This window comes from Noviluteimonas gilva, from assembly GCF_009740395.1.
GTDB classification, from domain to species: domain Bacteria; phylum Pseudomonadota; class Gammaproteobacteria; order Xanthomonadales; family Xanthomonadaceae; genus Noviluteimonas; species Noviluteimonas gilva.
This window is the reverse complement of sequence record NZ_WOXT01000001.1, coordinates 627,013-649,403: the sequence shown is the minus strand read 5'-3', so window position 1 is coordinate 649,403 and position 22,391 is coordinate 627,013. Positions and strand designations below refer to the sequence as shown.

Below are 22,391 nucleotides of genomic sequence, written 5' to 3'. Positions count from 1 at the left end.
CCCCTCTCCCATCGGGAGAGGGGGTTTCAGTTCAACGCTCAGCCAAGCAAGGCCAGCGCGGTGTTCAACGTCGCGCTCGGCCGCATCGCCTTCGCGAGCTTTGCCATGTCGGGGTGGTAATACCCGCCGATGTCGACGGCCTTGCCCTGCACCGCATTGAGCTCTTCGACGATCTTCGCTTCGTTGTCCGTCAGCGCCTTCGCCACCGGCGCGAACTTCGCCTTCAACGCCGCATCGGTGTCCTGCGCCGCCAACGCCTGCGCCCAGTACATCGCCAGGTAGAAGTGGCTGCCGCGATTGTCGAGCGTGCCGAGCTTGCGGCCCGGCGACTTGTTTTCATCGAGGAACTTCGCGTTCGCCGCATCCAGCGCATCGGCGAGCACCTGCGCCTGCGGATTGCCGTAGCGCTCGGCGAGATGTTCGAGCGATGCGGCCAGTGCCAGGAATTCGCCAAGCGAATCCCAACGCAGGTAATCCTCGGCGACGAACTGCTGCACGTGCTTGGGCGCCGAACCACCCGCGCCGGTTTCGAACAGGCCACCGCCCGCCATCAGCGGCACGATCGAAAGCATCTTCGCCGACGTGCCGAGTTCCATGATCGGGAACAGGTCGGTCAGGTAATCGCGCAGCACGTTGCCGGTGACGGAGATCGTGTCTTCGCCGCGGCGGATGCGCGCGAGCGAGAACAGCATCGCGTCGACCGGCGAGAGCACGCGGATGTCGAGGCCGTTGGTGTCGTGGTCCTTCAGGTAGGCCTCGACCTTCTTCAACACCTGCGCGTCGTGCGCACGCGCCTTGTCGAGCCAGAACACCGCCGGCGTGTGCGACAGGCGCGCGCGCGACACGGCGAGCTTCACCCAATCGCGGATCGGTGCGTCCTTGGTCTGGCACATGCGCCAGATGTCGCCGGCTTCGACGGTGTGTTCGAGCACGACGTTGCCCTTCGCATCGGTCACGCGCACGACACCGTCGTGTTCGAGATGGAAGGTCTTGTCGTGCGAACCGTATTCCTCGGCCTTCTGCGCCATCAGGCCGACGTTCGGCACGCTGCCCATGGTCGCCGGATCGAACGCGCCGTTGGCCTTGCAGTCGTCGATGACCGCCTGGTAGATGCCTGCGTAGCAGCGGTCGGGAATGAGCGCCTTGGTGTCCTGCAATTCGCCCTTGGCGTTCCACATTCGGCCGGAGTCGCGGATCATCGCGGGCATCGAAGCGTCGACGATGACGTCGCTCGGCACGTGCAGGTTGGTGATGCCCTTGTCGGAGTTCACCATCGCCACGCCCGGGCGCGATGCGTATTCGGCCGCGATGTCGGCTTCGATCGTCGCGCGCAGGTCTTCGGGCAAGGACGGCAGGCGCGCATACAGATCGCCGATGCCGTTGTTCGCTTCGAAGCCGGCCTGCAGCAGCGCGTCTTCATGGCGCGCGAGCACGTCGCGATAGAAACGCTCGACCACCACGCCGAACAGGATGGGGTCGGAGACCTTCATCATCGTGGCTTTCAGGTGCAGCGAGAACAGCACGCCCTGCGCCTTCGCGTCTTCGATCTGCGCGTCGACGAAGCGCGACAGCGACTTCACGTTCATCACCGCGGCATCGACGATTTCGCCGGCCTGCACCTTCACCGAGGGCTTGAGGACTTGCGTCGTGTCGTCCTTGCCGATGAATTCGATCTTCAGCGTCGTGGCCTCGGCGATCGTCGCCGAGCGCTCGCTGCCGTAGAAATCGCCGCCGTCCATGTGCGCGACGTGCGTCTTCGAATCCTTCGCCCACGCGCCCATGCGATGCGGATGCTTGCGCGCGTACTGCTTCACCGACAGCGGCGCGCGGCGATCGGAATTGCCTTCGCGCAGCACGGGATTCACGGCGCTGCCCTTGGCGCGGTCGTAGCGCGACTTGATGTCGGCTTCGCGCTCGTCCTTCGGTTCGTCGGGATAGTTCGGCAGCTTGTAGCCCTGCTGCTGCAGTTCCTTGATCGCGGCCTTCAGCTGCGGCACCGAGGCGCTGACGTTCGGCAGCTTGATGATGTTGGCTTCGGGCGTGGTGGCGAGCTGGCCGAGTTCGGACAGATCGTCGGGCATCTGGTGCGCCGCATCGAGCATGTCGTTGAACTGCGACGCGATGCGCGCGGCCAGCGAGATGTCGCGCGTTTCCACCGCGATACCCGCGGGCTTGGTGTAAGCAGCGACGATGGGCAGGAACGATTGCGTCGCCAGGAACGGCGCTTCGTCGGTGAGGGTGTAGAGGATCTTCGGCGGAGTCGACATGCGCGCGCTCGGGAAAAGGGGAGGCGGCGCGGACGGACGGCGCCGGGGTCCGCCATTTTCGCGGTTCCGGCGGGCGGGGGCTACTGCACAATGAAAAAGGGCGCGACCGACAGGCCGCGCCCTCGATGAGTTCGCCTGCGGCCGCTTACTTCACTTCGAAGTCGCGCGACTGCACGACGGCACCGTCGAGCATGACTTCGACGCGGTACTTGCCGGTCGGCCACGGGTCGCTGTTGGTGATCTCGAAGTCCCAGACCTGATCGCCCTTGAGCTGGACGTCGCGGGCGTCTTCCCTGACGGTCTGGCTGCTGTCCACGTGCGACCACTTCGCGGCGATCTTCGCCGGCACGGTGGCGGCCGGATCGCTGACGTGCGTGGCGACCGCGGCGATGATCTTGTCCTTCGTGCCGAAGCTGTTCGTCGGCGAGGTGATCTTCATGTCGGCGCCGGCGGCATTGCCGAGGTCGACGGCCATGACCGTCGCCGAGGCGGCGGTCGGCATCGGCGCGGGTGCGGGCGCCGGTGTCGACAACGTGGCGGCGGCCGGCGGCAGCGAGGTGGTCGGCGTTTCGACCGGTTCCTTCTTCTTGCAGCCGGCCACGGCGAGCGTGGCGAGCAGGGCGGCGGCGAGCGGAAGCAGGATTCGATTGCGGTTCATTGGGAGCTCCTTGCGGGATGAGGTGTCAACGCGGCGCGTCGGCCTGGCCGTCGCCGTCGAGGTCGATCGCGGGAATCTGGAGGACCTGGCCGGGCTGGATGCGGTCGGGGTCGTCGAGCTGGTCGCGATTGGCATCGAAGATCGCCTTCCATTTGCTCGCGCGCCCGTAATGCGCCTTGGCGATGTGCGAAAGCGTATCGCCCTTCTGCACGGTGTAACTCGTGCCCTCCGGCGCCAGGCCTTCGCCGCGCACGGTGCCTTTCACGCCGCTGAAGTCGGGCTTTTCCGGCACCACGCCTTCGGTACTGCGGACGGTGCCTTGCACGCCGCTGAAGTCGGGCTTCTTGTCGTTGCTCATGGACAGTGCTCCCCCCGGCGACGGGGGCGGCCGGGGACGGTGGCAGGGAAGCACGGCCCTCGTTAAGCGCACTTCATGACATCGGGGCCTCCCGGCCTCACTGGCGCAGTGCACGCACCTGGGCAGGCGGCGACAGGCCCGGCGTGGCGCGCCAGGGATTGATGTCCAGGCCGCCGCGACGCGTGTAGAGCGCTTCGACCGAGAGCCGCTCGGGGCGGCAACGCGTGCTGAGGTCGGTGAAGATCCGCTCGACGCACTGCTCGTGGAATTCGGCGTGGTCGCGGAAGCTGACGAGGTAGCGCAGCAGACCTTCGGCCTCGATGCGCGGGCCGCGGTAGTCGATGCGCACTTCGGCCCAGTCGGGCTGGCCGGTGACGGGGCAGTTGGATTTCAGCAAGGCCGAGCGCACGCGCGATTCGACGATCTCGCCCACGCACGCCAGGTACGCGGCATTCGGCGGGCCGTAGTCGTCGATGTCGACTTCGAGCGCGTCGAGGTCGAGTACATCGTCCTCGTCGCCGACCATCGGCGGCAGACCGAAGCGCACGTCGACGGCCGCGCCCGCGGCTTGCGCGAGGTCGTCGGCGATCCGCGCGCGCACCTGCGCATCGCTGTCGAAGCGCGTGGCGTTGAAGGAATTCAGATAGAGCTTCAGCGACTTGGATTCGACCAGGTTCGGCGATTCGGCCGGCACGGTGAACGTTGCGGTGCGCGCGACCGGCTTGCCCCGCGCATCGAGCCACGAGAGTTCATAGGCATGCCAGCGGTCGTGCCCGGCGAAGGGCAGCGCGCCTTCGCTCGGCAGGGACAGCGCCGTGCGGCCCAGGGCGCGCGCGATGGGGAACAGCAGGCCGGGGTCGTAGTGGCGCGGGTAATCGACCGGGCGGCCGAGCGGCAATTCATGGGACGTCATCCGCGCATTCTACGAGGGGGCTCGCGCGCGGTGCGTCACCTGTGCGACGCTCGGCCGTCAACCGGGGAGGACACGATGGACCAGCGTTCGCAGCAACCCGCGCTCGGCGCCGTCCATGGCGAAGCCGCACTGATCCGCGCCGTCGGCACCTTCGCCCTGACCGCGGCGGTCATCAACGTGATCATCGGCGGCGGCATCTTCCGCATGCCGGCCGCGTTGTCGACGCAGGTCGGCATCGCAGCGCCCATCGCGCTGATCGCCGGCGCGCTCGCCATCATTCCCATCGCGCTGTGCTTCGCCGCCGTCGGCAGCCGCGTGGCCGCCACGGGCGGCCCGTATACCTATCTCACCGCGGCCTTCGGGCAGTTCGCCGGATTCATCGCGGGCGCGTTGATGTGGATCAGCAACATCACATCATCAGCAGGCGTCGCCGCCGCGTTGTCGGAACAGGTCGCCAACCTCGTGCCGGCGCTCGCCGGCCCGGTGCCGCGCGCGTTGCTGATCACGGGCGTGTACGCGGTGTTGTTCGCGCTCAATGCCTTCGGCGTGAAAATCGGCGCGCGCGCGATCGTCGCGCTGGCGACGCTGAAGCTCACGCCGTTGTTCCTGCTCGCCGCGATCGGCATCTGGTTCGTCGACTGGAACCTGGTGAGCTTCTCGGTCGGCGACGTGCCGTCGTGGACCGCGCTCGGCGCGTCGATGGCGCTGGTGATGTTCGCGTACTCGGGCATGGAAACCGCGCTCGTACCGTCCGGCGAATTGCGCGATCCCTCGCGCAACGTGCCGCGCGCGACGGTCGCCGCGATCCTGCTCGTCGTGCTGCTGTATCTCGGCCTGCAGATCGTCGGCCAGGGCGTGCTCGGCGCGGGCCTGGGCACGAGCAAGGTGCCGGTCGCCGACACCGCCGGCGCGTTGTGGGGTCCGGGACGCATCCTGCTGCTCATCACCGCGTGCATCTCGATGACCGGCTTCATGATGGGCAACCTGCTCGGCACCTCGCGCCTGGTCTATGCGCTCGGCCGCGATGGTTATTTGCCGCGCGTCTTCGGTCGCGTCACCGAAACGCACCGCGTGCCGATGAACGCGCTGATCGCGCACGCGACGCCGGCCTGGATCCTCGCGATCGCCGGCAGCTTCGACACGCTCGCGCTGATTTCCGGCGGCGCGATCTGCCTGGTGTACGGGCTGGTCAGCTTTGCGGCGTGGTGGGCGCAGCGCAAGGATCTGCGCGAACGCGGCGACGCGCCGTTCGTGCTGCCCGGCGGCCCGGTGATTCCGCTGATCGCCGTCGCCTCGATGGTGCTGGTGGTGTTCACGCTGACGTCGAAGGAGCTCACCGCGATCGGCGTCGCGCTCGCCGCGCTGGTGGCGATCTACGCCGGCCTGCACCTCAACCGCAAGCGCGCGCCTTAAGGGCGGTGTTCGAGCGCCAGGTAGTCGGACGACTGCATTTCGACCAAACGTGATGCAGTCCGTTCGAACGCGGCGACCAGGCGATCGCCGGAATACAGCCCCATCGGAAGCGCATCGGCGGTGCACACCAGGTTGACGTGCCGGTCGTACAACTCGTCGATGAGATTGACGAAGCGGCGCGCGGCGTCGTCGTTGAGCACCGAGAATTTCGGAATGCCGCCGAGCAGCACCGTGTGGCATTCACGTGCGAGTTCGATGTAGTCCGACGTGCCGCGCGGGCCTTCGCACAGCGCGGCGAAATCGAACCACCCCATGCCTTCGGCCCGCCCACGCGCCGCAATCGTGCGGCCGTCGACGACGAAGGGATCCTCTTCGCGCGGACATGCGTGGCTCAGCGTGTCCCAGCGTTCGTGCAGCCACGCGTCAGACTCCGCATCCAGCGGCGCGCGATACACCGGTGAACGCGTGAGTGCGCGGAGCCGGTAATCGTGCGGGCTGTCGAGGAACACGACGGCGCAGTGGGTTTCGATCAGCTTGATCGCCGGCAGGAAACGCGCGCGCTGCAGGCCGTCCTTGTACAGGTCGGCGGGCGCGGCGTTCGAACTGGTCACGAGGACCACGCCTTCGGCGAACAGGCGCTCGAGCAGGCGCGCGAGCAGCATCGCATCGCCGATGTCGCTGACGAAGAATTCATCGAGCACGATCACGCGCAGGGTTTCGCGCCATTGCTTCGCGATGGCGGACAGCGGATCGCGTTCGCCCGTGTGCGCGCGCAGGCCCTCGTGGACTTCGCGCATGAAGCGATGAAAATGCGTGCGGCGTTTTTCGGCGATCGGCAGCCCGTCGTAGAACAGATCGATCAGGAACGTCTTGCCGCGACCGACGCCGCCCCAGAGGTAGAGGCCGCGCGGTGCGTCCGGTGCGTCGTTCCCGAACCAGCGCGAGAAGAGACCGACGTTGGCGGCCGGTGCGCTGAGCGCATCGTGCAGGCGGTCGAGTTCGCGCAGCGCCGGATGCTGTGCCGCGTCGTCCTGCCATTCGCCGCGCGCGACGCCGGCGGCGTAGGCCGCCGACGGATTCGAATGCGTGCTCATCCGTTCGCCGGATCCGGCAGCCACGGGCGCACGGCGGACTTGATCGCGCCGCGCAGGTCCATGAGCTTGCGGTGGAAGAAGTGGCTCGTGTCGGGCATCGAAATGAATTCGGGCTGCGGTTGCAGCGTCGCGACCCACGCCTTCACCGCCTGCGCGTCGACGATCTCGTCGTCTTCGCCCTGGATCACGATCCATGGGCAATTGGGATGCGGGATGTCGTCGAAGTTCCAGGTGCGGCCAACAGGCGGCGCGATCGACAACAACAGGCCCGGTTTCAATTCGTGCGCGCACTTGTACGAGATGTACGCACCGAAGCTGAAGCCGCCGAGCCACAGCGCATGTCCCGGGAATTTTTCGCGCGCATACGCAACGACCGTGCGCAGGTCGTCGGCCTCGCCCTGGCCTTCGTCGAAGGTGCCCGCCGACTGGCCGGTGCCGCGGAAGTTGAAGCGGATCGTCTTCGCACCGCATTCTCGGAACGCGCGCGCAGCCATCGTCACGACCTTGTTGTGCATCGTGCCGCCCTCGGTGGGCAGCGGATGGCAGAGCACGGCGACGATCGGCAACTGGAGCGCGTCGCCTTCGGGGTCATCGCAGGCGGCTTCGATCGGACCTGCGGGGCCGTCGATGGTGAAGGCATGGTCGGCGGGTGCGACGCCGGGGGGCGTGGAGGCGGTCATGGGGCGAATGATGCCGCAGGGCGGGTTTGCGCCGTGGGAAGTCCGGAAAAGAAAAACGCCGCTCGGGGCGGCGTTCTTCGCTGCTGTGGTTTCCCGCCTGCGCGGGCCACGGCTTACTTCACGTTCGCGAGCATCCAGTCGACCGTGGCCTTGACCTGGTCGTCGGTCAGCGCCGGGTTGCCGCCCTTCGGGGGCATGTGGCCGCCTTCACCGGTGAAACCTTCGATGGCGTGCTTGTACAGCGTGTCCTTGCCCTTGGATGCGCGCGCGCCGAAGCTGGCGACCGTCATCGTCGGGGCGCCACCCGCACCGGAGGTGTGGCAGCCGGTGCAGAGGTTGCCGAAGATCGCGCCGCCATCCATCGTGCCGCCGTAGGCGACCTGCGAGGCGGCCTTGGTGGCAGCGGCCGCAACCGCGGCAGCCTGGGCAGCGGCACCGGTCTGGCCGGCATACACCGCGCCGGCCGGGGCGATGCGATCCAGCGTGCGCTTGGCGACGGCCGGATCCTGCTCAGGCACCAGCGTGCCCTGCAGGTGATGCGCGAACAGGATCAGGGCGAGGGTGAGCGCGGCCAGGATGCCGATCACCATCGAGAATTTCTTGAGGAAGTCGAGGTCGTAGTTGCGCACGATCCGTCCAGGGGCGCGTTGCCGCGCAGAGCCAACAAAGAGCCGGGGATTATTCCAGAAGGGCACGTCTGGCGCGAGCCGCAGGTGCGAAGGCCCCCACGGGACGGGGACGATGGCGCGCCCGGAGGGATTCGAACCCCCGACCAATGGCTTCGGAAGCCACTACTCTATCCGGCTGAGCTACGGGCGCATCGCGTTGGCACACCCCACGGAGGCCGCGGGGCGCGCATTCTCGCACAGAGGGGGAGGACCATGAGCTACGAACGCGACTACGTGCCGATCCCTCCGCCGGTGCCGTTCTGGCGCGAACGCCTCGGCCAGTACTGGCAGCTCGTGCGCGGCGACCGGCCGATCGGCTGGCTGTTGCTGCTGTGGCCGACGTGGTGGGGCCTGTGGGTCGCCGCCGAAGGCATACCGCCGCTTTGGACGCTGATCGTCTTCACCCTGGGCGTGTGGCTCACGCGCTCGGGTGGGTGCGTCATCAACGACTACGCCGACCGCTGGCTGGATCCGCAGGTCGAGCGCACGCGGAACCGCCCGATCGCGTCGGGCAAGGTCGGTGGACGCGAAGCGCTGATGGTGTTTGCGGTGCTGATGCTGGCCGCCTTCGCCCTGGTGCTGACGATGAATCGCCTCACCGTGTGGATGAGCGCCGTCGGCGTGCTGCTCGCCGCGAGCTACCCGTATCTCAAGCGCTACACATATCTGCCGCAGGTGTATCTGGGCCTCGCGTTCGGCTGGGGCATCCCGATGGCCTTCGCGGCGATTCGCGGCGAAGTGCCGCCGATCGCCTGGGTGCTCTACGGCGCCAACATCCTTTGGGCCACGGCATACGACACCTGGTACGCGATGGTCGACCGCGACGACGACCTGCGCGCAGGCGCGAAATCGACCGCGATCCTGTTCGGCGACATGGACCTGATCGCACAGGGCGTGTTGTACGCGGCGACGTTCTTCGCGCTGTGGCTGGTCGGCCGGCAGGCGGGCTTGGGCATGGCGTACTGGATCGGGCTCGGCGTTGCGGGTGCTTTGGTCGCTTACGAATTCGTGATCGCACGCCATCGCGAACGCGACGCATGCTTCCGCGCGTTCCTGCACAACCAGTGGGTCGGCATGAGTGTGTTCGCCGGCATCGCGGTTGCGTACTGGCAGGCGTCGCACTAGATGGCGACGCACCCCGCGACACGCGCGGCCTGGCCTTCGCGCCTCGCGTTGCGCTGCGCCGATTGGGCGGAGCGATGGTTCCCGGATGCGTACGTGTTCGCCGCGCTCGGCGTCGCCATCGTCGCGCTTGCCGCGCTCGGATTCGGCGCCACGCCGCGCGCGACCGCGGAAGCTTTCGGCAAGGGCTACTGGAGCCTGATCCCCTTCACGATGCAGATGGTGTTCGTCGTGATCGGCGGATACGTGCTCGCCAGTGCGCCGATCGTTTCGCGCGCGATCGACCGCATGGCGCGCGTGCCGCGCACGGGACGCGGCGCCGTCGCCTTCGTCGCGACCGTCTCGATGCTCACCTCCTTGTTGAGCTGGGGGTTCTCGCTGGTGTTCGGTGGCTTGCTCGTGCGTGCGCTCGCCAGGCGCACCGAGTTGGGCATGGATTACCGCGCCGCCGGCGCCGCCGCGTATCTCGGACTCGGTGCGGTGTGGGCGATGGGCTTGAGTTCGTCGGCCGCGCAGTTGCAGGCGAATCCGGCGAGCATGCCGCCGGCCCTGCTCGCGATCACCGGCATCCTCCCGTTCTCGCAAACGATCTTGTTGTGGCAATCGATCGTGCTGACGGCCGTGTTGATCGCGGTGTCGATCGCGATTGCCTGGTGGACCGCGCCCGTGGGCGAGGCCGCGCGTGGCGCGCCGCCGGAAGTGCAGCAACTTGCGACATCGGAGACCACGACGCGCCGCACGCGCCCCGGCGAATGGCTGGAATTCAGCCCGCTGATCACGATCGCACTGTCGCTGCTCGCCTTCGGTTGGCTCGCGAGCGAATTCGCTTCGCGCCCGGCGAGCGTCGCCATCGCCGACCTCAACACCTACAACCTGGTGTTTCTCTCCCTGGGATTGTTGTTGCACTGGCGGCCGAGGAGTTTCCTCGACGCCGTCGCGAAGGCCGTGCCGTCCACCGCGGGCGTGCTGATCCAGTTTCCGCTGTACGGCGGCATCGCGATGTTGCTCACCGCCGCGCCCGGCGGCGATGGCGCCACGCTCGCGCATCGCTTGTCGCACGTGTTCGTGCAGGTGGCGAGCCACGACACCTTCGCGCTGGTCATGGGCACGTATTCGGCGGTACTCGGGTTCTTCGTGCCGTCCGGTGGCGGCAAGTGGCTGATCGAAGCGCCCTACGTCATGCAGGCCGCCAACGAGATGCGCTATCACCTGGGTTGGTCGGTGCAGATCTACAACGCCGCCGAAGCCCTGCCGAACCTGATCAACCCGTTCTGGATGCTGCCGCTGCTCGGGGTGTTGGGATTGAAGGCGCGCGACATCGTGGGCTTCACGTTCGTGCAGTTCCTCGTGCACGTGCCGCTCGTGCTCGGATTGTTGTGGCTGCTCGGCAGCACGCTGGCCTACGTGCCGCCCGTGATGCCCTGAGGGTTCGGCGCGCGCTGTCATGGCACGCGTGCGCACACCCACGCATCGACGCGAGACGCACCTGCGCGCAGCAACGCCTCCGCCGCCGAGTGCAAGGTCGCGCCGGTGGTCATGACGTCGTCGACGAGCACCACATGCGCGGGCACCGCCGCATCGCGCCGCACGGCGAAGGCGCGCCGCACGTTGCGCCGCCGCGCCGCCGCCGCGCGTTCGGATTGCGGCGCGGTCGCACGCGTGCGCTCCAGCACGCCGGTGAGCAGCGGCACCCGCAACGCGCGCGCCAGGGGTCGCGCGAGTTCCAACGCCTGGTCGTAGCCACGCGATCGCAATCGCCCGGTGTGCAGCGGCACGGCGATCAGCGCATCGGGTGAAGGCAGGCTCGCGAAGGATTCCGCCATCAATTGCGACAGCAACCGGCCCGCGGCGAGGTCGTCATGGAACTTGAAGCGCGGCAGCAGCCGATCGACCGGTGCCGAATACAGGCAGGCCGCGTGGACCTCCTGCAGCGGCGGCGGCCGGCGGCGGCACATCCCGCACGTCCCGGACTGCGGAAGCGGCAGTGCGCACCGCAGGCAAGCGTTGGGCATTCGCGGCAAGGCTTGTTCGCAGGCGGCGCACAGGTCCATCCCCGCGATCCCCGGCGCGCGGCACGCCAGGCACCGGCCGGGCCAGAGCAGGCGGCTGGCATCGTTGCGCAGCCAGAACCCGAGGCGGGCGCGGAGCCCGTCAACCTGCGGGAGCGAGCGTTGGTTGACAGCGACTGACATGGTTTCCAGACTGCCCGGCCTGTATCGCCATTGCTGTCGGGAAACTCCCATGCCTGCTGTCAGCCAAGTGCGCAACGACTGGTCCCGCGACGAAGTGCTGGCGCTGTTCGCGCTGCCCTTCACCGAATTGCTGCATCGCGCCGCCACCGTTCACCGCGAACACTTCGACCCGACCGAAGTCCAGGTCTCCACCCTGTTGTCCGTGAAGACCGGCGGCTGCCCCGAAGACTGCGGCTACTGCCCGCAGGCCGCGCGTTACCACACGGGCGTGCAGGCCACGAAGCTGATGAGCACCGAGGACGTCGTGGCGAAGGCACGCCAGGCACGCGACGCCGGCGCTTCCCGCTTCTGCATGGGCGCCGCCTGGCGCTCGCCGAAGGATCGCGACATCCCGAAGGTCGCCGCGATGATCCGCGAGGTGAAGGCACTCGGCCTGGAAACCTGCGCCACCCTCGGCATGCTCACCGGCGACCAGGCCAACGCCCTGCGCGACGCGGGCCTGGACTACTACAACCACAACATCGACACCGCGCCGGATTTCTACGGCGAGATCATCCACACGCGCGAACTCCAGGATCGCCTGGACACGCTGTCGCACGTGCGCGACGCGGGCATGAAGACCTGCTGCGGCGGCATCGTGGGCATGGGCGAATCGCGCGAACAGCGCGCCGGCCTGCTGCACACGCTGGCCACGCTCCCGGCGCACCCGGATTCGGTGCCGATCAACCGCCTCGTGCAGGTCGAAGGCACGCCGCTGTCGGGCACCGCGCTGCTGGATCCGTTCGAATTCGTCCGCACGATCGCGGTCGCTCGCCTGCTCATGCCGCGCTCGATGGTCCGCCTCTCGGCCGGCCGCGAGACGATGAGCGACGAGTTGCAGGCCCTGTGCTTCGCGGCCGGCGCCAATTCGATCTTCCACGGCGAGAAGCTGCTGACCACCGGCAACCCGGATACCGAACACGACCAGCGGCTGTTCGAACGCCTCGGACTGCGACCCATGCACGTTGCGGCGGCCGAAGTGGCGTCAGACTGCAGCACCACCGTCCACGCCGCCATTACCGGCGAGGCCGCCTGACCCATGCGCCCGCGCCTGCACGATCGCGTCGCCGCCGCTCGCGCCCAGCGCGAGGCGAATGCGCGCACGCGCGTGCGTCGCAGCGTCACGCGGCGCGACGGCGTCCGCTTCGAGGTCGACGGCCATTGGCTCACCGGCTTCTGCAGCAACGACTATCTCGGCCTCGCGCAACAGTTCGCCGTCGTCAACGCGATGCAGGACGCAGCGGCGCGCGATGGCGCGGGCGGTGTCGCCTCGCACCTGGTCTGCGGCCACCACGCCACGCACGACGCGCTCGAACGTGAACTCGCGCAATGGTTGGGCATGCCGCGCGCGCTGCTGTTCGGCAGCGGGTATCTCGCGAACCTCGCCGTGGTGCAGGCCTTCCTCGGCGACGACGACGTCTGCGTGCAGGATCGCCTCAACCACGCGAGCCTGATCGACGCCGCGCGCGTCTCCGGCTGCAAGCTCCGCCGCTATCCGCACCTGGATCCAGAAGGCGCGCTGCGCCAGTTGCGCAGCATGCCCGACGGCGCCGCGATGCTCGCCACCGACGGCGTCTTCAGCATGGATGGCGACGTCGCACCGATCCGCGAACTCGCCGTGATCGCGCGCGTGCAGAACGCGCTCTTCTATGTCGACGATGCGCACGGCGTCGGCGTGCTCGGCCCAGAAGGCCGCGGCACCGTCGCTGCCGCACGCCTGGGTGTTGAAGCAGTGCCGCTGCAGCTGGTCACGCTCGGCAAGGCGCTCGGCAGTTACGGCGCGGCGGTGGTCGGCGATGCTGATTTGATCGCGCACCTGGAAGAAACCGCGCGCCCGTACATCTACACCACCGCGTTGCCGCCGGCACAGGCCGCCGCGTCGCTCGCCGCGGTGAAGATCGCGCGCCGCGAACAATGGCGCCGCGAAAAACTCGTCACCTCGATCGCGCGTTTCCGCGCAGGCGCGGCGAAGCACGGGTTCGAACTGCTGCCCTCGCATTCGCCGATCCAACCCTTGCTGTGCGGCGACGAAGCGCACGCGCTCGCCTTCGCGCAGGCGTTGGAAGCGCAGGGCTTCTGGGTCTCCGCGATCCGTCCGCCCACCGTGCCCGACGGCAAGTCGCGCCTGCGCGTCACGCTCTCCGCGTTGCATTCGCTGCAGGAAGTCGACGCGCTGGTCGATGCGCTCGCCTGGTCGCGCGAAGCGGTCGGCCACGGCTTCGGAACCCACGCCGAACCCATCGCCGCGCACGCATGACGCACGGCGCGCACGACGGGCGCCGCGCACTTGCGGCCATCGGCGTCGCGTTGCTGTCGGCGCTGTTCTTCACCCTCACCTACGTGTTGAACCGCGCGGCCGCGAACGACGGCGGGCATTGGGCGTGGATCGCGGCGTTGCGTTACCTGATCACCTTGCCGCTGCTGCTGCCGCTCGTGTTCTGGCAGGGCGGCATCGCACCGGTGTGGCGCGCGATGCGCGCGCATCCGGTGGCGTGGCTGACGTGCAGCACGATCGGTTTCGTCGCGTTCTATCTGTGCTTGTCGTACGCCGCATCGAGCGGGCCGTCGTGGCTGATCGCGGGCAGTTTCCAGTTCACCGTGGTCGCCGGGATGTTGTGCGCGCCGCTGTTGTATCGCGATGCGCGGCGCAAGGTGCCGATGGCCGCGCTCGGCGTCGGCGGCGTGATCCTCGCGGGCGTGGTGTTGCTGCAGTTCGGCTATGCGGAAGGCCGGCTCGATCGCGCGGCGTGGATCGCGCTCGTGTGCGTGCTCGTGTCCGCGACCTTGTATCCGATCGGCAATCGCCTGCTGCTGCTGCACCTGGAGCGCACCGGCGAACATCTCAGCGCCACGCAGCGCGTGTTCGGAATGACGCTCGCCAGCCAGCCGGCCTGGATCCTCGTGGCGATCCTCGCGTACCAGCACGTGGGCGCGCCGACGCTGTCCCAGGTGTCGTTCGCCGCCGGCGTTGCGCTGGGCGCGGGCATCATCGCGACGATCCTGTTCTTCAAGGCCACCGGCATGGTGCGCGACCTGCCAGCGGCACTCGGCGCCGCGGAAGCGATGCAAGCGGCGGAACTGATTTTCGCCATTGCGCTCGGCGCGCTGTTCCTCGGCGAAACGTGGCCGCGCGGCATCGCGTTGTGGGGTGCGTGCCTCGTCATAGCGGGCATCGGCTTGTTCGCGTGGCTCGTGTCGCGGCCGAAGGCGCCGCCGATCGTGTTGCCCGAAGGGCCGCACACATGAGCTTGCATGTCGACGTCGTCGGCAACGGTCCGCCGCTCGTGCTGCTGCACGGATGGGCGATGCACGGCGGGGTGTTCGCGCCGCTGGTCGCGCGCCTGCGGGATCGCTTCACGCTGCATGTCGTCGACTTGCCGGGCCATGGCCTGTCGCGCGATTGCGAAGTTCCGCTGACGCTGGAGGCCTGCGTCGACGCGATCGCCGCGCACGTCCCGGCCGCGCCTTGGTGCGGTTGGTCGCTCGGTGGATTGTTTGCGCTGCATGCCGCGATCGAACGGCCGAACGATGTCACCGCCGTCGCATTGATCTGCGCCAGCGCGCGCTTCGTGCGCAACGACGACTGGCGTTACGGCGTGTCGCCCGAAATCTTCCGCGACTTCGCGACCGGCCTGCGAAGCGATTACCGCGGCACGCTCGATCGTTTCGTCGCGCTCGAAGCCTTCGGTTCGGACCACGCGAAGGACGAAATGCGCGCGTTGCGCAACGACCTGTTCACGCGCGGCGAGCCGTCGGCGTACGTGCTCGCCGATGGGTTGGATCTGCTGAAGACCGCCGACCTGCGCGCCGCGATGCCGCGGTTGACGTCGAAAAGCCTCTGGCTCGCCGGCCGTCGTGATCGTCTCGTCGATGCACGCGCGATGCGCGACAGCGCCGCGCTCGCCAGCGGGCCGACGCAGGTGCACGTCGTCGAACATGCCGGACACGCGCCGTTCCTTACGCATGCGGACGTCGTCGCCGGGCACCTGATCGAGTTCGCCGGGTCATGAGCAATCTGTTCGACCGCACGCTGTTTGACAGCCGCCACGTCCGCCGCGCGTTCTCGCGTTCGGCCGCGAGCTACGACGCCGCCGCCGGCCTGCAGCACGAAGTGGAATCGCGCCTGCTCGAATCGCTCGACTATCTCGACGACCCCAAGCTCGACCTGCCCAAGCCCGAGGTCGTGCTCGATCTCGGCGCCGGCCCCGGCCGCGCGAGCGCCGCGATGCGCAAGCGCTGGCCGAAGGCGCGCATCGTCGCGGTCGATCTGGCGTTGCCGATGTTGCGCGAAGCGGGCAAACGCAGCGGTTGGTGGCGGCCGTTCGATCGCGTGAACGCCGACGTGCGCGCCCTGCCCTTCGCCGAAGGCAGCGTGGATGTGTTGTTCTCGAATCTCTGCCTGCAGTGGGTCGAGGACCTGCCGGCGGCCTTCGCCGGATTCCGCCGCGTGTTGAAGCCGGGCGGCCTGCTGCTCGTGTCCACCTTCGGTCCGGAGACCCTGGGCGAATTGCGCGATGCCTTCTCGCACGCCGATGCCACGCCGCATGTCTCGCCCTTCGCGACCATCGCGCAGTTCGGCGATGCGCTCGTGCATGCGGGCTTCAAGAACCCCGTGCTGGATCGCGATGTCTACACCACGCGCTACGCCGACCTGGCCTCGCTCATGCGCGAGCAGCGCGCGATCGGCGCGACGAATGCCCTGCAAACCCGCCGCCATACGCTGACCGGGCGCGCGCGATTCGCCGCCGCCGCGCAGGCCTACGACGCCTTCCGCCAGGCCGACGGCCTCCTGCCGGCCACGTGGGAAGTCATCACGTCGATGGCCTGGGCGCCCCCGCCCGGCGCGCCGATTCGTGAGGGCGGCTTCGAAGTCACCACGGTGCCGGTCTCCGCCATTCCCGTGCGGCGCCGTCCCCGCTGAGCGGTGGCGCCGTTCACGAAGCTGCCGTTAATGTTGGGCGGCTCAGGAGCAGGCAGGAACATGCGCAAGACGTTCGCGATCACCGGTCTCGCGCTATTGGTGGCAGGTTGCAGCGGCGGATCGCCGTCGGCGCCGGTCGCGAACGCGCCGCAAGCCACGCGCAGCGCGTCGGCCGCGATGGACGTGGATCCGCGCCGCGCCGCCCTCGCGAACATCCTCACCTGCCGCGACCGCGCGTTCCTCGCCCGCTCGCGTGAAGAACAGCGCGCGGCGCTGGTCTCGATCGAAGGCGTCGCGTGCGACACCGCCTCGCCGGGCGCACCCAATCGCTGCGCGATCCTGCCGTCGCTGAAGGTCGGCGGCGCCGACATCGCATGGTTCGTCATCGGATCGCCGACCGAAGACCTCACGCCCATCGTCCTGCCCGCACCGCCCGAAGCGCTGCGCAACGCGATGCCCGCCGGCAGCGGCGCGCTGTCCCCGGGAACCGACGCCGGCGACACGACCGTCGAGTGCGCGATGCGCGACGGCGCGCTCGACAAGGGCGCGATCAGCGGCACCGTGCTGCGCGGCGGCGACAAGGACAGTGCGATGCGCGTCTGCGCGTTCGAACTCGCGCAAGGCATGCCGATGTGCATCCAGACGGCGCCGGGCCAACGCGCCTTCAAGATCGACGTGCAGCGCGGCGATTATCTCGTGCTCGCGATCCCGGCCGACCAGCACGACACGCGCGTGGGCTACACCGAATGCGATGCGCCGTTCGTCGGCGAAAGCGGCGATGCCGGGCGCAACAAGGCCGCGCGCGACGACGATGCCGTGTGTTCGCACGAACTGAAAGTCGTGACCGTGCGCGCCGGTGAAACCACGAGCGGTGTCGATCCCGCCGATCTGCGCGCGCTCGAAGAAGCCGGCGATTGGCCCCAACCGCCCCCGGCGGAGTGAGGAACCAGCAACGCTGCTGACAGCAGGCTGTCAGTAGCCCAAGCGCACGCTGGCGGCCTTCCCCGCATGGAGCGCTGCCGTGATCGTCGATCTGCCTGTTGTCGTCCGTCCCGCGCCGCCGCGCATCGAAACCACCTGCTCGCCCATCGTCGAGCTGCGGCAGTACACGCTGCATCCCCGGCAGCGCGACGTGCTGATCGCGTTGTTCGAACGCGAGTTCCTCGACACGCAGGAAGCCACGGGCATCCGCGTGCTCGGCCAGTTCCGCGATCTCGATGCGCCCGATCGTTTCGTCTGGTTGCGCGGCTTCCCCGACATGCTGCAGCGCCGCGCTTCACTCGAAGCGTTCTACACCGGCCCTGCCTGGCGCGCGCATCGTGATGCGGCCAACGCGACGATGATCGATTCGGACGACGTGCTGCTGCTCAAGCCCGTGGCGCCCGCGTCGGGATTCGCACTCGATGTCTCGATGCCGCACGTGCAGCACGCGGCCGATCACGGTGGATTGCTCGTCGCCACGACCTACGCGTTCGACGCGCCGGTCGACATGGATTTCCTTGAATTCTTCGCCGCCGACCTGCATCCGGCCGTGTCCGCCGCCGGTGCGCGTGTCATCGCGAGCTTCGCCACCGAGTCGGCGCCCAACACCTTTCCGCGCTTGCCCGTGCGCGAAGGCGAGCACGTGTTCACCTGGTTCGCGCGCTTCGACGATGCGGCGGCCTACGCGCGCTATCGCGAGGCGCTCGTCGCCGCGCCGGGCTGGCGCGCGATCGCGGTGTCGCTCGCGCGGCGCCTGTTGGGCCCGCCGCAGGTGCTGCGCCTGGCGCCGACCTCGCGTTCCCGCCTCCGCTGAGGCGATCATGCGCGCATGCGCCGCGCCGATCGCCTCTTCCTCCTGGTCAACGCCCTCCGCGGCCGTCGCGCCGCGGTGCCGGCGCACGTGCTCGCCGAGTCGCTCGGCGTTTCGCTGCGCACCGTGTATCGCGATGTCGCCGATCTGCAATTGTCCGGCGTGCCGATCGAAGGCGAGGCCGGCGTCGGTTACGTGTTGCGCAAGGGCGCGGACATTCCGCCGCTGATGTTCAACGCCGACGAACTCGAGGCATTGGTGGTGGGCACGCGTTTCGTGCGTGCGTTCGGTGGCGCGCGGCTCGGGGCGTCTGCGAAAGCCGCGTTGCTGAAGATCGAAGCGGTGCTGCCGCCCGAATTGCACGCGCGCAGCGAACGTAGCCGCATCTTCGCGCCGGAAGTGGCGCGCCTGGAATCCAGTGGTTTGATCGATCGCCTGCACGCGGCGATCGAAGCGCGCAACGTGCTGCGCGTGGACTATCGCGACCAGGATGGGCAGACGAGTGCGCGCGAAATCGAACCGCTCTGCCTTGCGTTCTGGGGCGGCAGTTGGACGATCGGTGCGTGGTGCCGGTTGCGCGCGGATTTCCGCAGCTTCCGTCCCGACCGCATCGATGCAATCACCGAAACGGGGGAGATCTTCGCGGACGATGCCGCGCGCGGGCTCGAAGCGTATTTGCGCCGCGTGGGCGGCGCTTAGACGTCGCCGTCGTTGAGCCAGCCTTCGCCGGTGCCTTTGTTGAAGACGACGTCGCTGTCCTGCACATCGCCGGCCGCATACGAGTCTTCCTTCGACAGGCGCTCGTAGATCGGCGTGAAGTCCGGACGCGTGGCTTCCATCAACTGCTCGTAGCTGTCGATGACGAAGTACGTCTTCTGGTACGTATCGATGCGATAGCGCGTGCGCATGATGCGCTCGAGATCGAAGCCGATGCGGTTGGGCGCCGCGCTTTCCAGGCAATGGATCGACTCGCCCTTGGAACTGACGATGCCGCTGCCGTAGATGCGCAGGCCGTCGTCCTGTTTGATCAGCCCGAACTCCACCGTGTACCAGTACAGGCGCGTGAGGTTGACCAGCGCCTCGGGGCCGATGCCGTGCGCCTTCACGCCGCCGCGGCCGTAGGCTTCCATGTAGTCGGCGAACACCGGGTTCATGAGCAGCGGCACGTGGCCGAACAGGTCATGGAACAGGTCGGGCTCGCTGAGGTAGTCCAGCTGCTCGGGCTTGCGGATCCACCACGTCACCGGGAAGCGGCGATTTGCCAGATGCTCGAAGAAGGTGAGTTCCGGCAGAAGTCCTTCGACGCCGATCAGTTCCCAACCGGTCGTCTTGCGCAGCACCGCGTTGAGGTCGTCGAACTTCGGGATGCGATCGGGCGTCATGCCCATTGCGCGCTGGTTGCGCAGGAACTCATCGCTCGCGCGTCCCACCAGCACCTGCTGCTGGCGCGCGAACAACGTCGCCCACACCTCGTGGTCGCTCGGGGTGTAGCTCGACCACGGCTGCTCGACCACCGCCGTCGTGTACACCGGCACGTAGCCCTTGTCGGTGAGCTGGTGTTCGATGCGGTTCGGGCTGGCGGGTGTGGCAGTCGTATTCATGGGCCCCATGCTAGCCCTGCAGGGCGCAAGGCGGTTGCAATGTTGGGCCGATCGTCGGGCCGGGAGGATGATCCCGGCGCGAAAATCCGGTGAAAACCGGGGTGGACGGCGCTCTCAGGCGTCCGGCATGGCCAGGCCGGCAGCCACGAGCAGCCAGAGCAACGCGAAGGGCACGATCCAAAGCCAGTTGGCCAAGGTCAGGCGGCGATTGGCCTGTCCATCGGGGTCGCCCGCCGCGAGATTGGCCGCAGCCTGGATCTGCCACAGGAACCAGGCCGTCGGGAGCAGGAGGGCGAACATCGCGATGATCGACGTCTCTGCCGACACGATGGACTCATCGATTCGCCCGAGGATGCGGTCGGCGATCAACGCCACCACCACGACCGTCGCCGAGAGTTTCGGCGACCAGTCGTACCGGATGTTTTCCCGATGCAGCCGGTGGTCCACTTCTTCGGCGAGCGAATGGATGAAGAAGATGGCGAAGAACGCACGCGCGATCGGCCACATCGGCGTCTTCGTCGCACGCTTGAAGCGCGCCCAGTGGATGTAATACATCACGAACTGATAGAAGCCCGCGGTCAGGAAGAACAGCAGGAAAAACTTCGCCTTGCCGACCACGAAAAACGGCTTGCCTTCCACGACATCGGGCACGTCGGCCACGACCGCGACGGGCGGTGCATAGAGATTGGATTCCACGAGATTCCCCGAAACGGATTGCACCGGCTCCCCAGCCGGCAAGCAACTGTAGCCGACGCTGACTCGTTCCGGAAACTGAACGACGCTTTTCACGAAACGGCAGCGAACGCGACGCGATCATCGCCCCATGGCCTCGCTTTCTGCACGCAAACCCGCACTTCCCGGATCCGAAGAAGCGCACCGCACGGCCGCTGCGCTGATGCGCGAGTTCGCCGAACGCACCGGCGTGATCGGCCACGCGCCACCGCAGCGTTATCTGTGGACCGATGCGTTCGCCGTCTGCAATTTCCTCGCGCTCGGTGAGACCGAGTGCGCCGAGCGCCTGGTCGAACAAGTCCACGCCATCCTCGGCCGCCATCGCGCCGACGACACGCGCAGCGGTTGGATCGGTGGCATGGACGCGTTGACCGCGATCGAACATCCCACGCGCGGCGGCCTGCGCATCGGCAAGCCGCTGGAAGAGCGCGCGCCCGACGCGCTGCTCGATGCGGAACTGGAATGGGAACGCGATGGCCAGTATTTCCATTACCTGACGCGCTGGATGCACGCGCTCGATCAGTTCTCGCGCAACACCGGGCATGCCGATGCAGGGCGCTGGGCGCGCGAACTCGCGCAGACCGCGCACCGCGCCTTCACCTACGCGCCCGCGCCCGGCGCACCGCTGCGCATGTACTGGAAAATGCGCATCGATCTGTCCGCGCCGCTGGTCACCGCGATGGGCCAGCACGATCCACTCGATGGTTTGATCACCACGCTGCAACTGCGCGCACATCGCCCCGCCGCGCGCGTGGGCCACGGGCCGGACCTGGATGTCGAATTGCGCGAGATGGCCGCGATCGTCGCCGGCACGAACCTGCTGAGCGATGATCCGCTCGGCATCGGCGGCTTGCTCGTCGATGCGTATCGCCTCGCGCAATTGCTGCGCGTGCGGCCCGGCGACAACCCCCTGCTCGGCCTGGTGACCGGCGCGGCGGCGAACGGATTGACGCGTTACCTCGCAACGCAACCCTTCGCGCGGCCGCTGGAAAATCGACTCGCATTTCGCGAGCTCGGGCTGGCGATCGGCCTGCAGGCTGTCACGCGACTGTGGACCGTGCTCGAACGCGACGCCGCGTCGCTGGATGCGCAGCCAACCTTGCGGCGCGCACTGGATCAACTCGTCGCGCAGGTGCCGTTAGCGCGCGCGATCACCGATACGTGGTGCGACGTCGAACGCAGCAACGATCCGCAGTGGCGCGCGCACGAGGACATCAACGCGGTGATGCTCGCCACGGCGCTGGTACCGTCGGGTTACATCGAACTCGGGGAATCGACCTCTTCGGGTTCGTCTTCCCAGCTGTAGCGCTGACGCGGCGCGGGCGGATCGGCGTGGCGGAACGCGATCGCCGAAGCGATGCCGCCGAGCGCGCCGCCCAGGTGCGATTGCCACGAGATCGTCGGATCGTACGGCAACACCGTCACCAGCATGCCGCCGGAGAAGACGAACGCGATCATCGCCGCGGCGATCGACGCACGATCGCGCCGCAGCAGGCCGAGCGTTGCGACCAGATACGCGAGCCCCTGCAACACGCCGCTCGCGCCGAGATGATGCGACCCCGCATCGCCGAGAAACCAGGCCATGACCCCCGAGCCGATCCACGCGATCGGCACCGTGCGCACCGTTGCGCGCGGATACACGCTGCCGGCGAGCGTGCCGAGCAACAGCAGCGCCGCCACGTTCGACAGCAGGTGATCGGGCGATCCGTGCAGCAAGGGCGCGGTGAGCACGCCGAGCCACCCGGCCGCGGTGCCCGGCGTCACCGTGAGCGCATCCACCGGCAAGAACCCCTGGCAGGCATAGATGACGCACAACACGAACGCGGCGGCCACGGTCCACAGCACCGCGCGCTGCACGCGGCGCTTGTCGTGGAGCCGTTGGGCCTTGGGGTCGTCGGGATACGCGTCGGTGGGCAGGTGCATGGAAGGAGGGATGGCGCC

The 22,391-nt window shown here is 68.1% G+C and carries 23 protein-coding genes and 1 tRNA gene; 12 read left to right on the top strand and 12 right to left on the bottom strand.

Annotated features, from left to right (window positions below):
* Window positions 1-38: 38 nt before the first annotated feature.
* From GN331_RS02985 to queF, 4 genes are all read right to left on the bottom strand, one after another.
* A complete protein-coding gene (locus GN331_RS02985; RefSeq protein WP_156640189.1) occupies window positions 39-2,267 on the bottom strand; it encodes an NADP-dependent isocitrate dehydrogenase in 2,229 nt (742 codons plus the stop codon).
* A 145-nt stretch (window positions 2,268-2,412) separates the two neighbouring features.
* A complete protein-coding gene (locus tag GN331_RS02980; RefSeq protein ID WP_156640188.1) occupies window positions 2,413-2,925 on the bottom strand; it encodes a hypothetical protein in 513 nt (170 codons plus the stop codon).
* A gap of 25 nt (window positions 2,926-2,950) precedes the next feature.
* Entirely contained in the window at window positions 2,951-3,283 is a 333-nt protein-coding gene (locus tag GN331_RS02975; protein WP_156640187.1) for a LysM peptidoglycan-binding domain-containing protein, read from the bottom strand.
* 97 nt (window positions 3,284-3,380) lie between these two features.
* Entirely contained in the window at window positions 3,381-4,196 is an 816-nt protein-coding gene (gene queF / locus GN331_RS02970; protein WP_156640186.1) for an NADPH-dependent 7-cyano-7-deazaguanine reductase QueF, read from the bottom strand.
* 75 nt (window positions 4,197-4,271) lie between these two features.
* On the opposite strand from queF, the gene GN331_RS02965 reads away from it, so the two are divergent.
* Window positions 4,272-5,609, top strand: coding sequence for an APC family permease (locus GN331_RS02965; protein WP_197426981.1), 1,338 nt, complete (start codon window positions 4,272-4,274; stop codon window positions 5,607-5,609).
* On the opposite strand, the gene zapE is transcribed toward GN331_RS02965, so the two are convergent.
* The 4 genes from zapE to GN331_RS02945 form a co-directional block, all read right to left on the bottom strand.
* A complete protein-coding gene (gene zapE / locus GN331_RS02960; RefSeq protein ID WP_156640182.1) occupies window positions 5,606-6,703 on the bottom strand; it encodes a cell division protein ZapE in 1,098 nt (365 codons plus the stop codon). The genes GN331_RS02965 and zapE overlap by 4 nt on opposite strands.
* Complete coding sequence (locus GN331_RS02955; protein ID WP_156640180.1) at window positions 6,700-7,383, bottom strand: alpha/beta hydrolase; 684 nt, start codon at window positions 7,381-7,383, stop codon at window positions 6,700-6,702. The genes zapE and GN331_RS02955 overlap by 4 nt, the downstream gene beginning before the upstream one ends.
* Window positions 7,384-7,496: 113 nt before the next feature.
* A complete protein-coding gene (locus GN331_RS02950) occupies window positions 7,497-8,012 on the bottom strand; it encodes a c-type cytochrome (protein WP_331713341.1) in 516 nt (171 codons plus the stop codon).
* 113 nt (window positions 8,013-8,125) lie between these two features.
* Window positions 8,126-8,202: transfer RNA gene (locus GN331_RS02945), tRNA-Arg, on the bottom strand.
* A 62-nt stretch (window positions 8,203-8,264) separates the two neighbouring features.
* Between GN331_RS02945 and ubiA the strand changes: the two genes are divergently transcribed.
* A complete protein-coding gene (gene ubiA, locus GN331_RS02940; protein ID WP_156640178.1) occupies window positions 8,265-9,176 on the top strand; it encodes a 4-hydroxybenzoate octaprenyltransferase in 912 nt (303 codons plus the stop codon).
* Window positions 9,177-10,598 (top strand): short-chain fatty acid transporter, encoded by a 1,422-nt coding sequence (locus GN331_RS02935; protein ID WP_156640176.1) that lies wholly within the window; start codon window positions 9,177-9,179, stop codon window positions 10,596-10,598.
* A gap of 17 nt (window positions 10,599-10,615) precedes the next feature.
* On the opposite strand, the gene GN331_RS02930 is transcribed toward GN331_RS02935, so the two are convergent.
* Complete coding sequence (locus tag GN331_RS02930; RefSeq protein ID WP_156640174.1) at window positions 10,616-11,365, bottom strand: ComF family protein; 750 nt, start codon at window positions 11,363-11,365, stop codon at window positions 10,616-10,618.
* 49 nt (window positions 11,366-11,414) lie between these two features.
* On the opposite strand from GN331_RS02930, the gene bioB reads away from it, so the two are divergent.
* From bioB to GN331_RS02890, 8 genes are all read left to right on the top strand, one after another.
* The gene (bioB, locus tag GN331_RS02925; RefSeq protein WP_156640172.1) at window positions 11,415-12,440 is read left to right on the top strand and encodes a biotin synthase BioB; all 1,026 of its coding nucleotides are present in this window, start codon (window positions 11,415-11,417) and stop codon (window positions 12,438-12,440) included.
* A 3-nt stretch (window positions 12,441-12,443) separates the two neighbouring features.
* Window positions 12,444-13,661 (top strand): 8-amino-7-oxononanoate synthase, encoded by a 1,218-nt coding sequence (gene bioF, locus GN331_RS02920; protein ID WP_156640170.1) that lies wholly within the window; start codon window positions 12,444-12,446, stop codon window positions 13,659-13,661.
* A complete protein-coding gene (locus GN331_RS02915; RefSeq protein ID WP_156640168.1) occupies window positions 13,658-14,650 on the top strand; it encodes a multidrug resistance efflux transporter family protein in 993 nt (330 codons plus the stop codon). Before bioF ends, GN331_RS02915 begins: the two co-directional genes overlap by 4 nt.
* A 2-nt stretch (window positions 14,651-14,652) precedes the next feature.
* Window positions 14,653-15,414: a pimeloyl-ACP methyl ester esterase BioH gene (bioH, locus tag GN331_RS02910; RefSeq protein WP_156641206.1), complete on the top strand. Its 762-nt coding sequence runs from the start codon at window positions 14,653-14,655 to the stop codon at window positions 15,412-15,414.
* A complete protein-coding gene (bioC, locus tag GN331_RS02905) occupies window positions 15,411-16,325 on the top strand; it encodes a malonyl-ACP O-methyltransferase BioC (protein ID WP_156640166.1) in 915 nt (304 codons plus the stop codon). The genes bioH and bioC overlap by 4 nt, the downstream gene beginning before the upstream one ends.
* Window positions 16,326-16,385: 60 nt before the next feature.
* Window positions 16,386-17,267, top strand: a complete 882-nt coding sequence (locus GN331_RS02900) for a hypothetical protein (RefSeq protein WP_156640164.1) — start codon at window positions 16,386-16,388, stop codon at window positions 17,265-17,267.
* 79 nt (window positions 17,268-17,346) lie between these two features.
* Window positions 17,347-18,120: an NIPSNAP family protein gene (locus tag GN331_RS02895; RefSeq protein WP_197426980.1), complete on the top strand. Its 774-nt coding sequence runs from the start codon at window positions 17,347-17,349 to the stop codon at window positions 18,118-18,120.
* A 15-nt stretch (window positions 18,121-18,135) separates the two neighbouring features.
* Complete coding sequence (locus GN331_RS02890; protein WP_156640162.1) at window positions 18,136-18,816, top strand: helix-turn-helix transcriptional regulator; 681 nt, start codon at window positions 18,136-18,138, stop codon at window positions 18,814-18,816.
* Here the strand turns inward: GN331_RS02890 and phhA are convergent.
* Both phhA and GN331_RS02880 read right to left on the bottom strand, forming a co-directional pair.
* Entirely contained in the window at window positions 18,813-19,718 is a 906-nt protein-coding gene (gene phhA / locus GN331_RS02885; protein ID WP_156640160.1) for a phenylalanine 4-monooxygenase, read from the bottom strand. The genes GN331_RS02890 and phhA overlap by 4 nt on opposite strands.
* Window positions 19,719-19,832: 114 nt before the next feature.
* Window positions 19,833-20,414, bottom strand: coding sequence for a hypothetical protein (locus tag GN331_RS02880; protein ID WP_156640158.1), 582 nt, complete (start codon window positions 20,412-20,414; stop codon window positions 19,833-19,835).
* A 127-nt stretch (window positions 20,415-20,541) separates the two neighbouring features.
* Here GN331_RS02880 and GN331_RS02875 point away from each other — a divergent pair, with 127 nt between their 5' ends.
* Window positions 20,542-21,756, top strand: a complete 1,215-nt coding sequence (locus GN331_RS02875) for a hypothetical protein (protein WP_197426979.1) — start codon at window positions 20,542-20,544, stop codon at window positions 21,754-21,756.
* Here GN331_RS02875 and GN331_RS02870 read toward each other — a convergent pair.
* Window positions 21,705-22,373 carry a rhomboid family intramembrane serine protease gene (locus GN331_RS02870; RefSeq protein ID WP_156640156.1) on the bottom strand — a complete coding sequence of 223 codons (669 nt, stop codon included), beginning with the start codon at window positions 22,371-22,373 and terminating at the stop codon, window positions 21,705-21,707. The two genes, GN331_RS02875 and GN331_RS02870, sit on opposite strands and share 52 nt — an antisense overlap.
* Window positions 22,374-22,391 lie beyond the last annotated feature (18 nt).

What these genes read in the sequence shown, in the direction of transcription:
- GN331_RS02935 (WP_156640176.1), top strand. Translation starts at nt 9,177, where the DNA reads ATGGCGACGCACCCCGCGACACGCGCGGCCTGGCCTTCGCGCCTCGCG.
- bioC (WP_156640166.1), top strand. Translation starts at nt 15,411, where the DNA reads ATGAGCAATCTGTTCGACCGCACGCTGTTTGACAGCCGCCACGTCCGC.
- bioB (WP_156640172.1), top strand. Translation starts at nt 11,415, where the DNA reads ATGCCTGCTGTCAGCCAAGTGCGCAACGACTGGTCCCGCGACGAAGTG.
- GN331_RS02975 (WP_156640187.1), bottom strand. Translation starts at nt 3,283, where the DNA reads ATGAGCAACGACAAGAAGCCCGACTTCAGCGGCGTGCAAGGCACCGTC.
- GN331_RS02900 (WP_156640164.1), top strand. Translation starts at nt 16,386, where the DNA reads ATGCGCAAGACGTTCGCGATCACCGGTCTCGCGCTATTGGTGGCAGGT.
- GN331_RS02915 (WP_156640168.1), top strand. Translation starts at nt 13,658, where the DNA reads ATGACGCACGGCGCGCACGACGGGCGCCGCGCACTTGCGGCCATCGGC.
- zapE (WP_156640182.1), bottom strand. Translation starts at nt 6,703, where the DNA reads ATGAGCACGCATTCGAATCCGTCGGCGGCCTACGCCGCCGGCGTCGCG.
- GN331_RS02875 (WP_197426979.1), top strand. Translation starts at nt 20,542, where the DNA reads ATGGCCTCGCTTTCTGCACGCAAACCCGCACTTCCCGGATCCGAAGAA.
- GN331_RS02965 (WP_197426981.1), top strand. Translation starts at nt 4,272, where the DNA reads ATGGACCAGCGTTCGCAGCAACCCGCGCTCGGCGCCGTCCATGGCGAA.
- GN331_RS02980 (WP_156640188.1), bottom strand. Translation starts at nt 2,925, where the DNA reads ATGAACCGCAATCGAATCCTGCTTCCGCTCGCCGCCGCCCTGCTCGCC.
- GN331_RS02930 (WP_156640174.1), bottom strand. Translation starts at nt 11,365, where the DNA reads ATGTCAGTCGCTGTCAACCAACGCTCGCTCCCGCAGGTTGACGGGCTC.
- bioF (WP_156640170.1), top strand. Translation starts at nt 12,444, where the DNA reads ATGCGCCCGCGCCTGCACGATCGCGTCGCCGCCGCTCGCGCCCAGCGC.
- GN331_RS02955 (WP_156640180.1), bottom strand. Translation starts at nt 7,383, where the DNA reads ATGACCGCCTCCACGCCCCCCGGCGTCGCACCCGCCGACCATGCCTTC.
- GN331_RS02890 (WP_156640162.1), top strand. Translation starts at nt 18,136, where the DNA reads ATGCGCCGCGCCGATCGCCTCTTCCTCCTGGTCAACGCCCTCCGCGGC.
- queF (WP_156640186.1), bottom strand. Translation starts at nt 4,196, where the DNA reads ATGACGTCCCATGAATTGCCGCTCGGCCGCCCGGTCGATTACCCGCGC.
- phhA (WP_156640160.1), bottom strand. Translation starts at nt 19,718, where the DNA reads ATGAATACGACTGCCACACCCGCCAGCCCGAACCGCATCGAACACCAG.
- ubiA (WP_156640178.1), top strand. Translation starts at nt 8,265, where the DNA reads ATGAGCTACGAACGCGACTACGTGCCGATCCCTCCGCCGGTGCCGTTC.
- GN331_RS02870 (WP_156640156.1), bottom strand. Translation starts at nt 22,373, where the DNA reads ATGCACCTGCCCACCGACGCGTATCCCGACGACCCCAAGGCCCAACGG.
- GN331_RS02985 (WP_156640189.1), bottom strand. Translation starts at nt 2,267, where the DNA reads ATGTCGACTCCGCCGAAGATCCTCTACACCCTCACCGACGAAGCGCCG.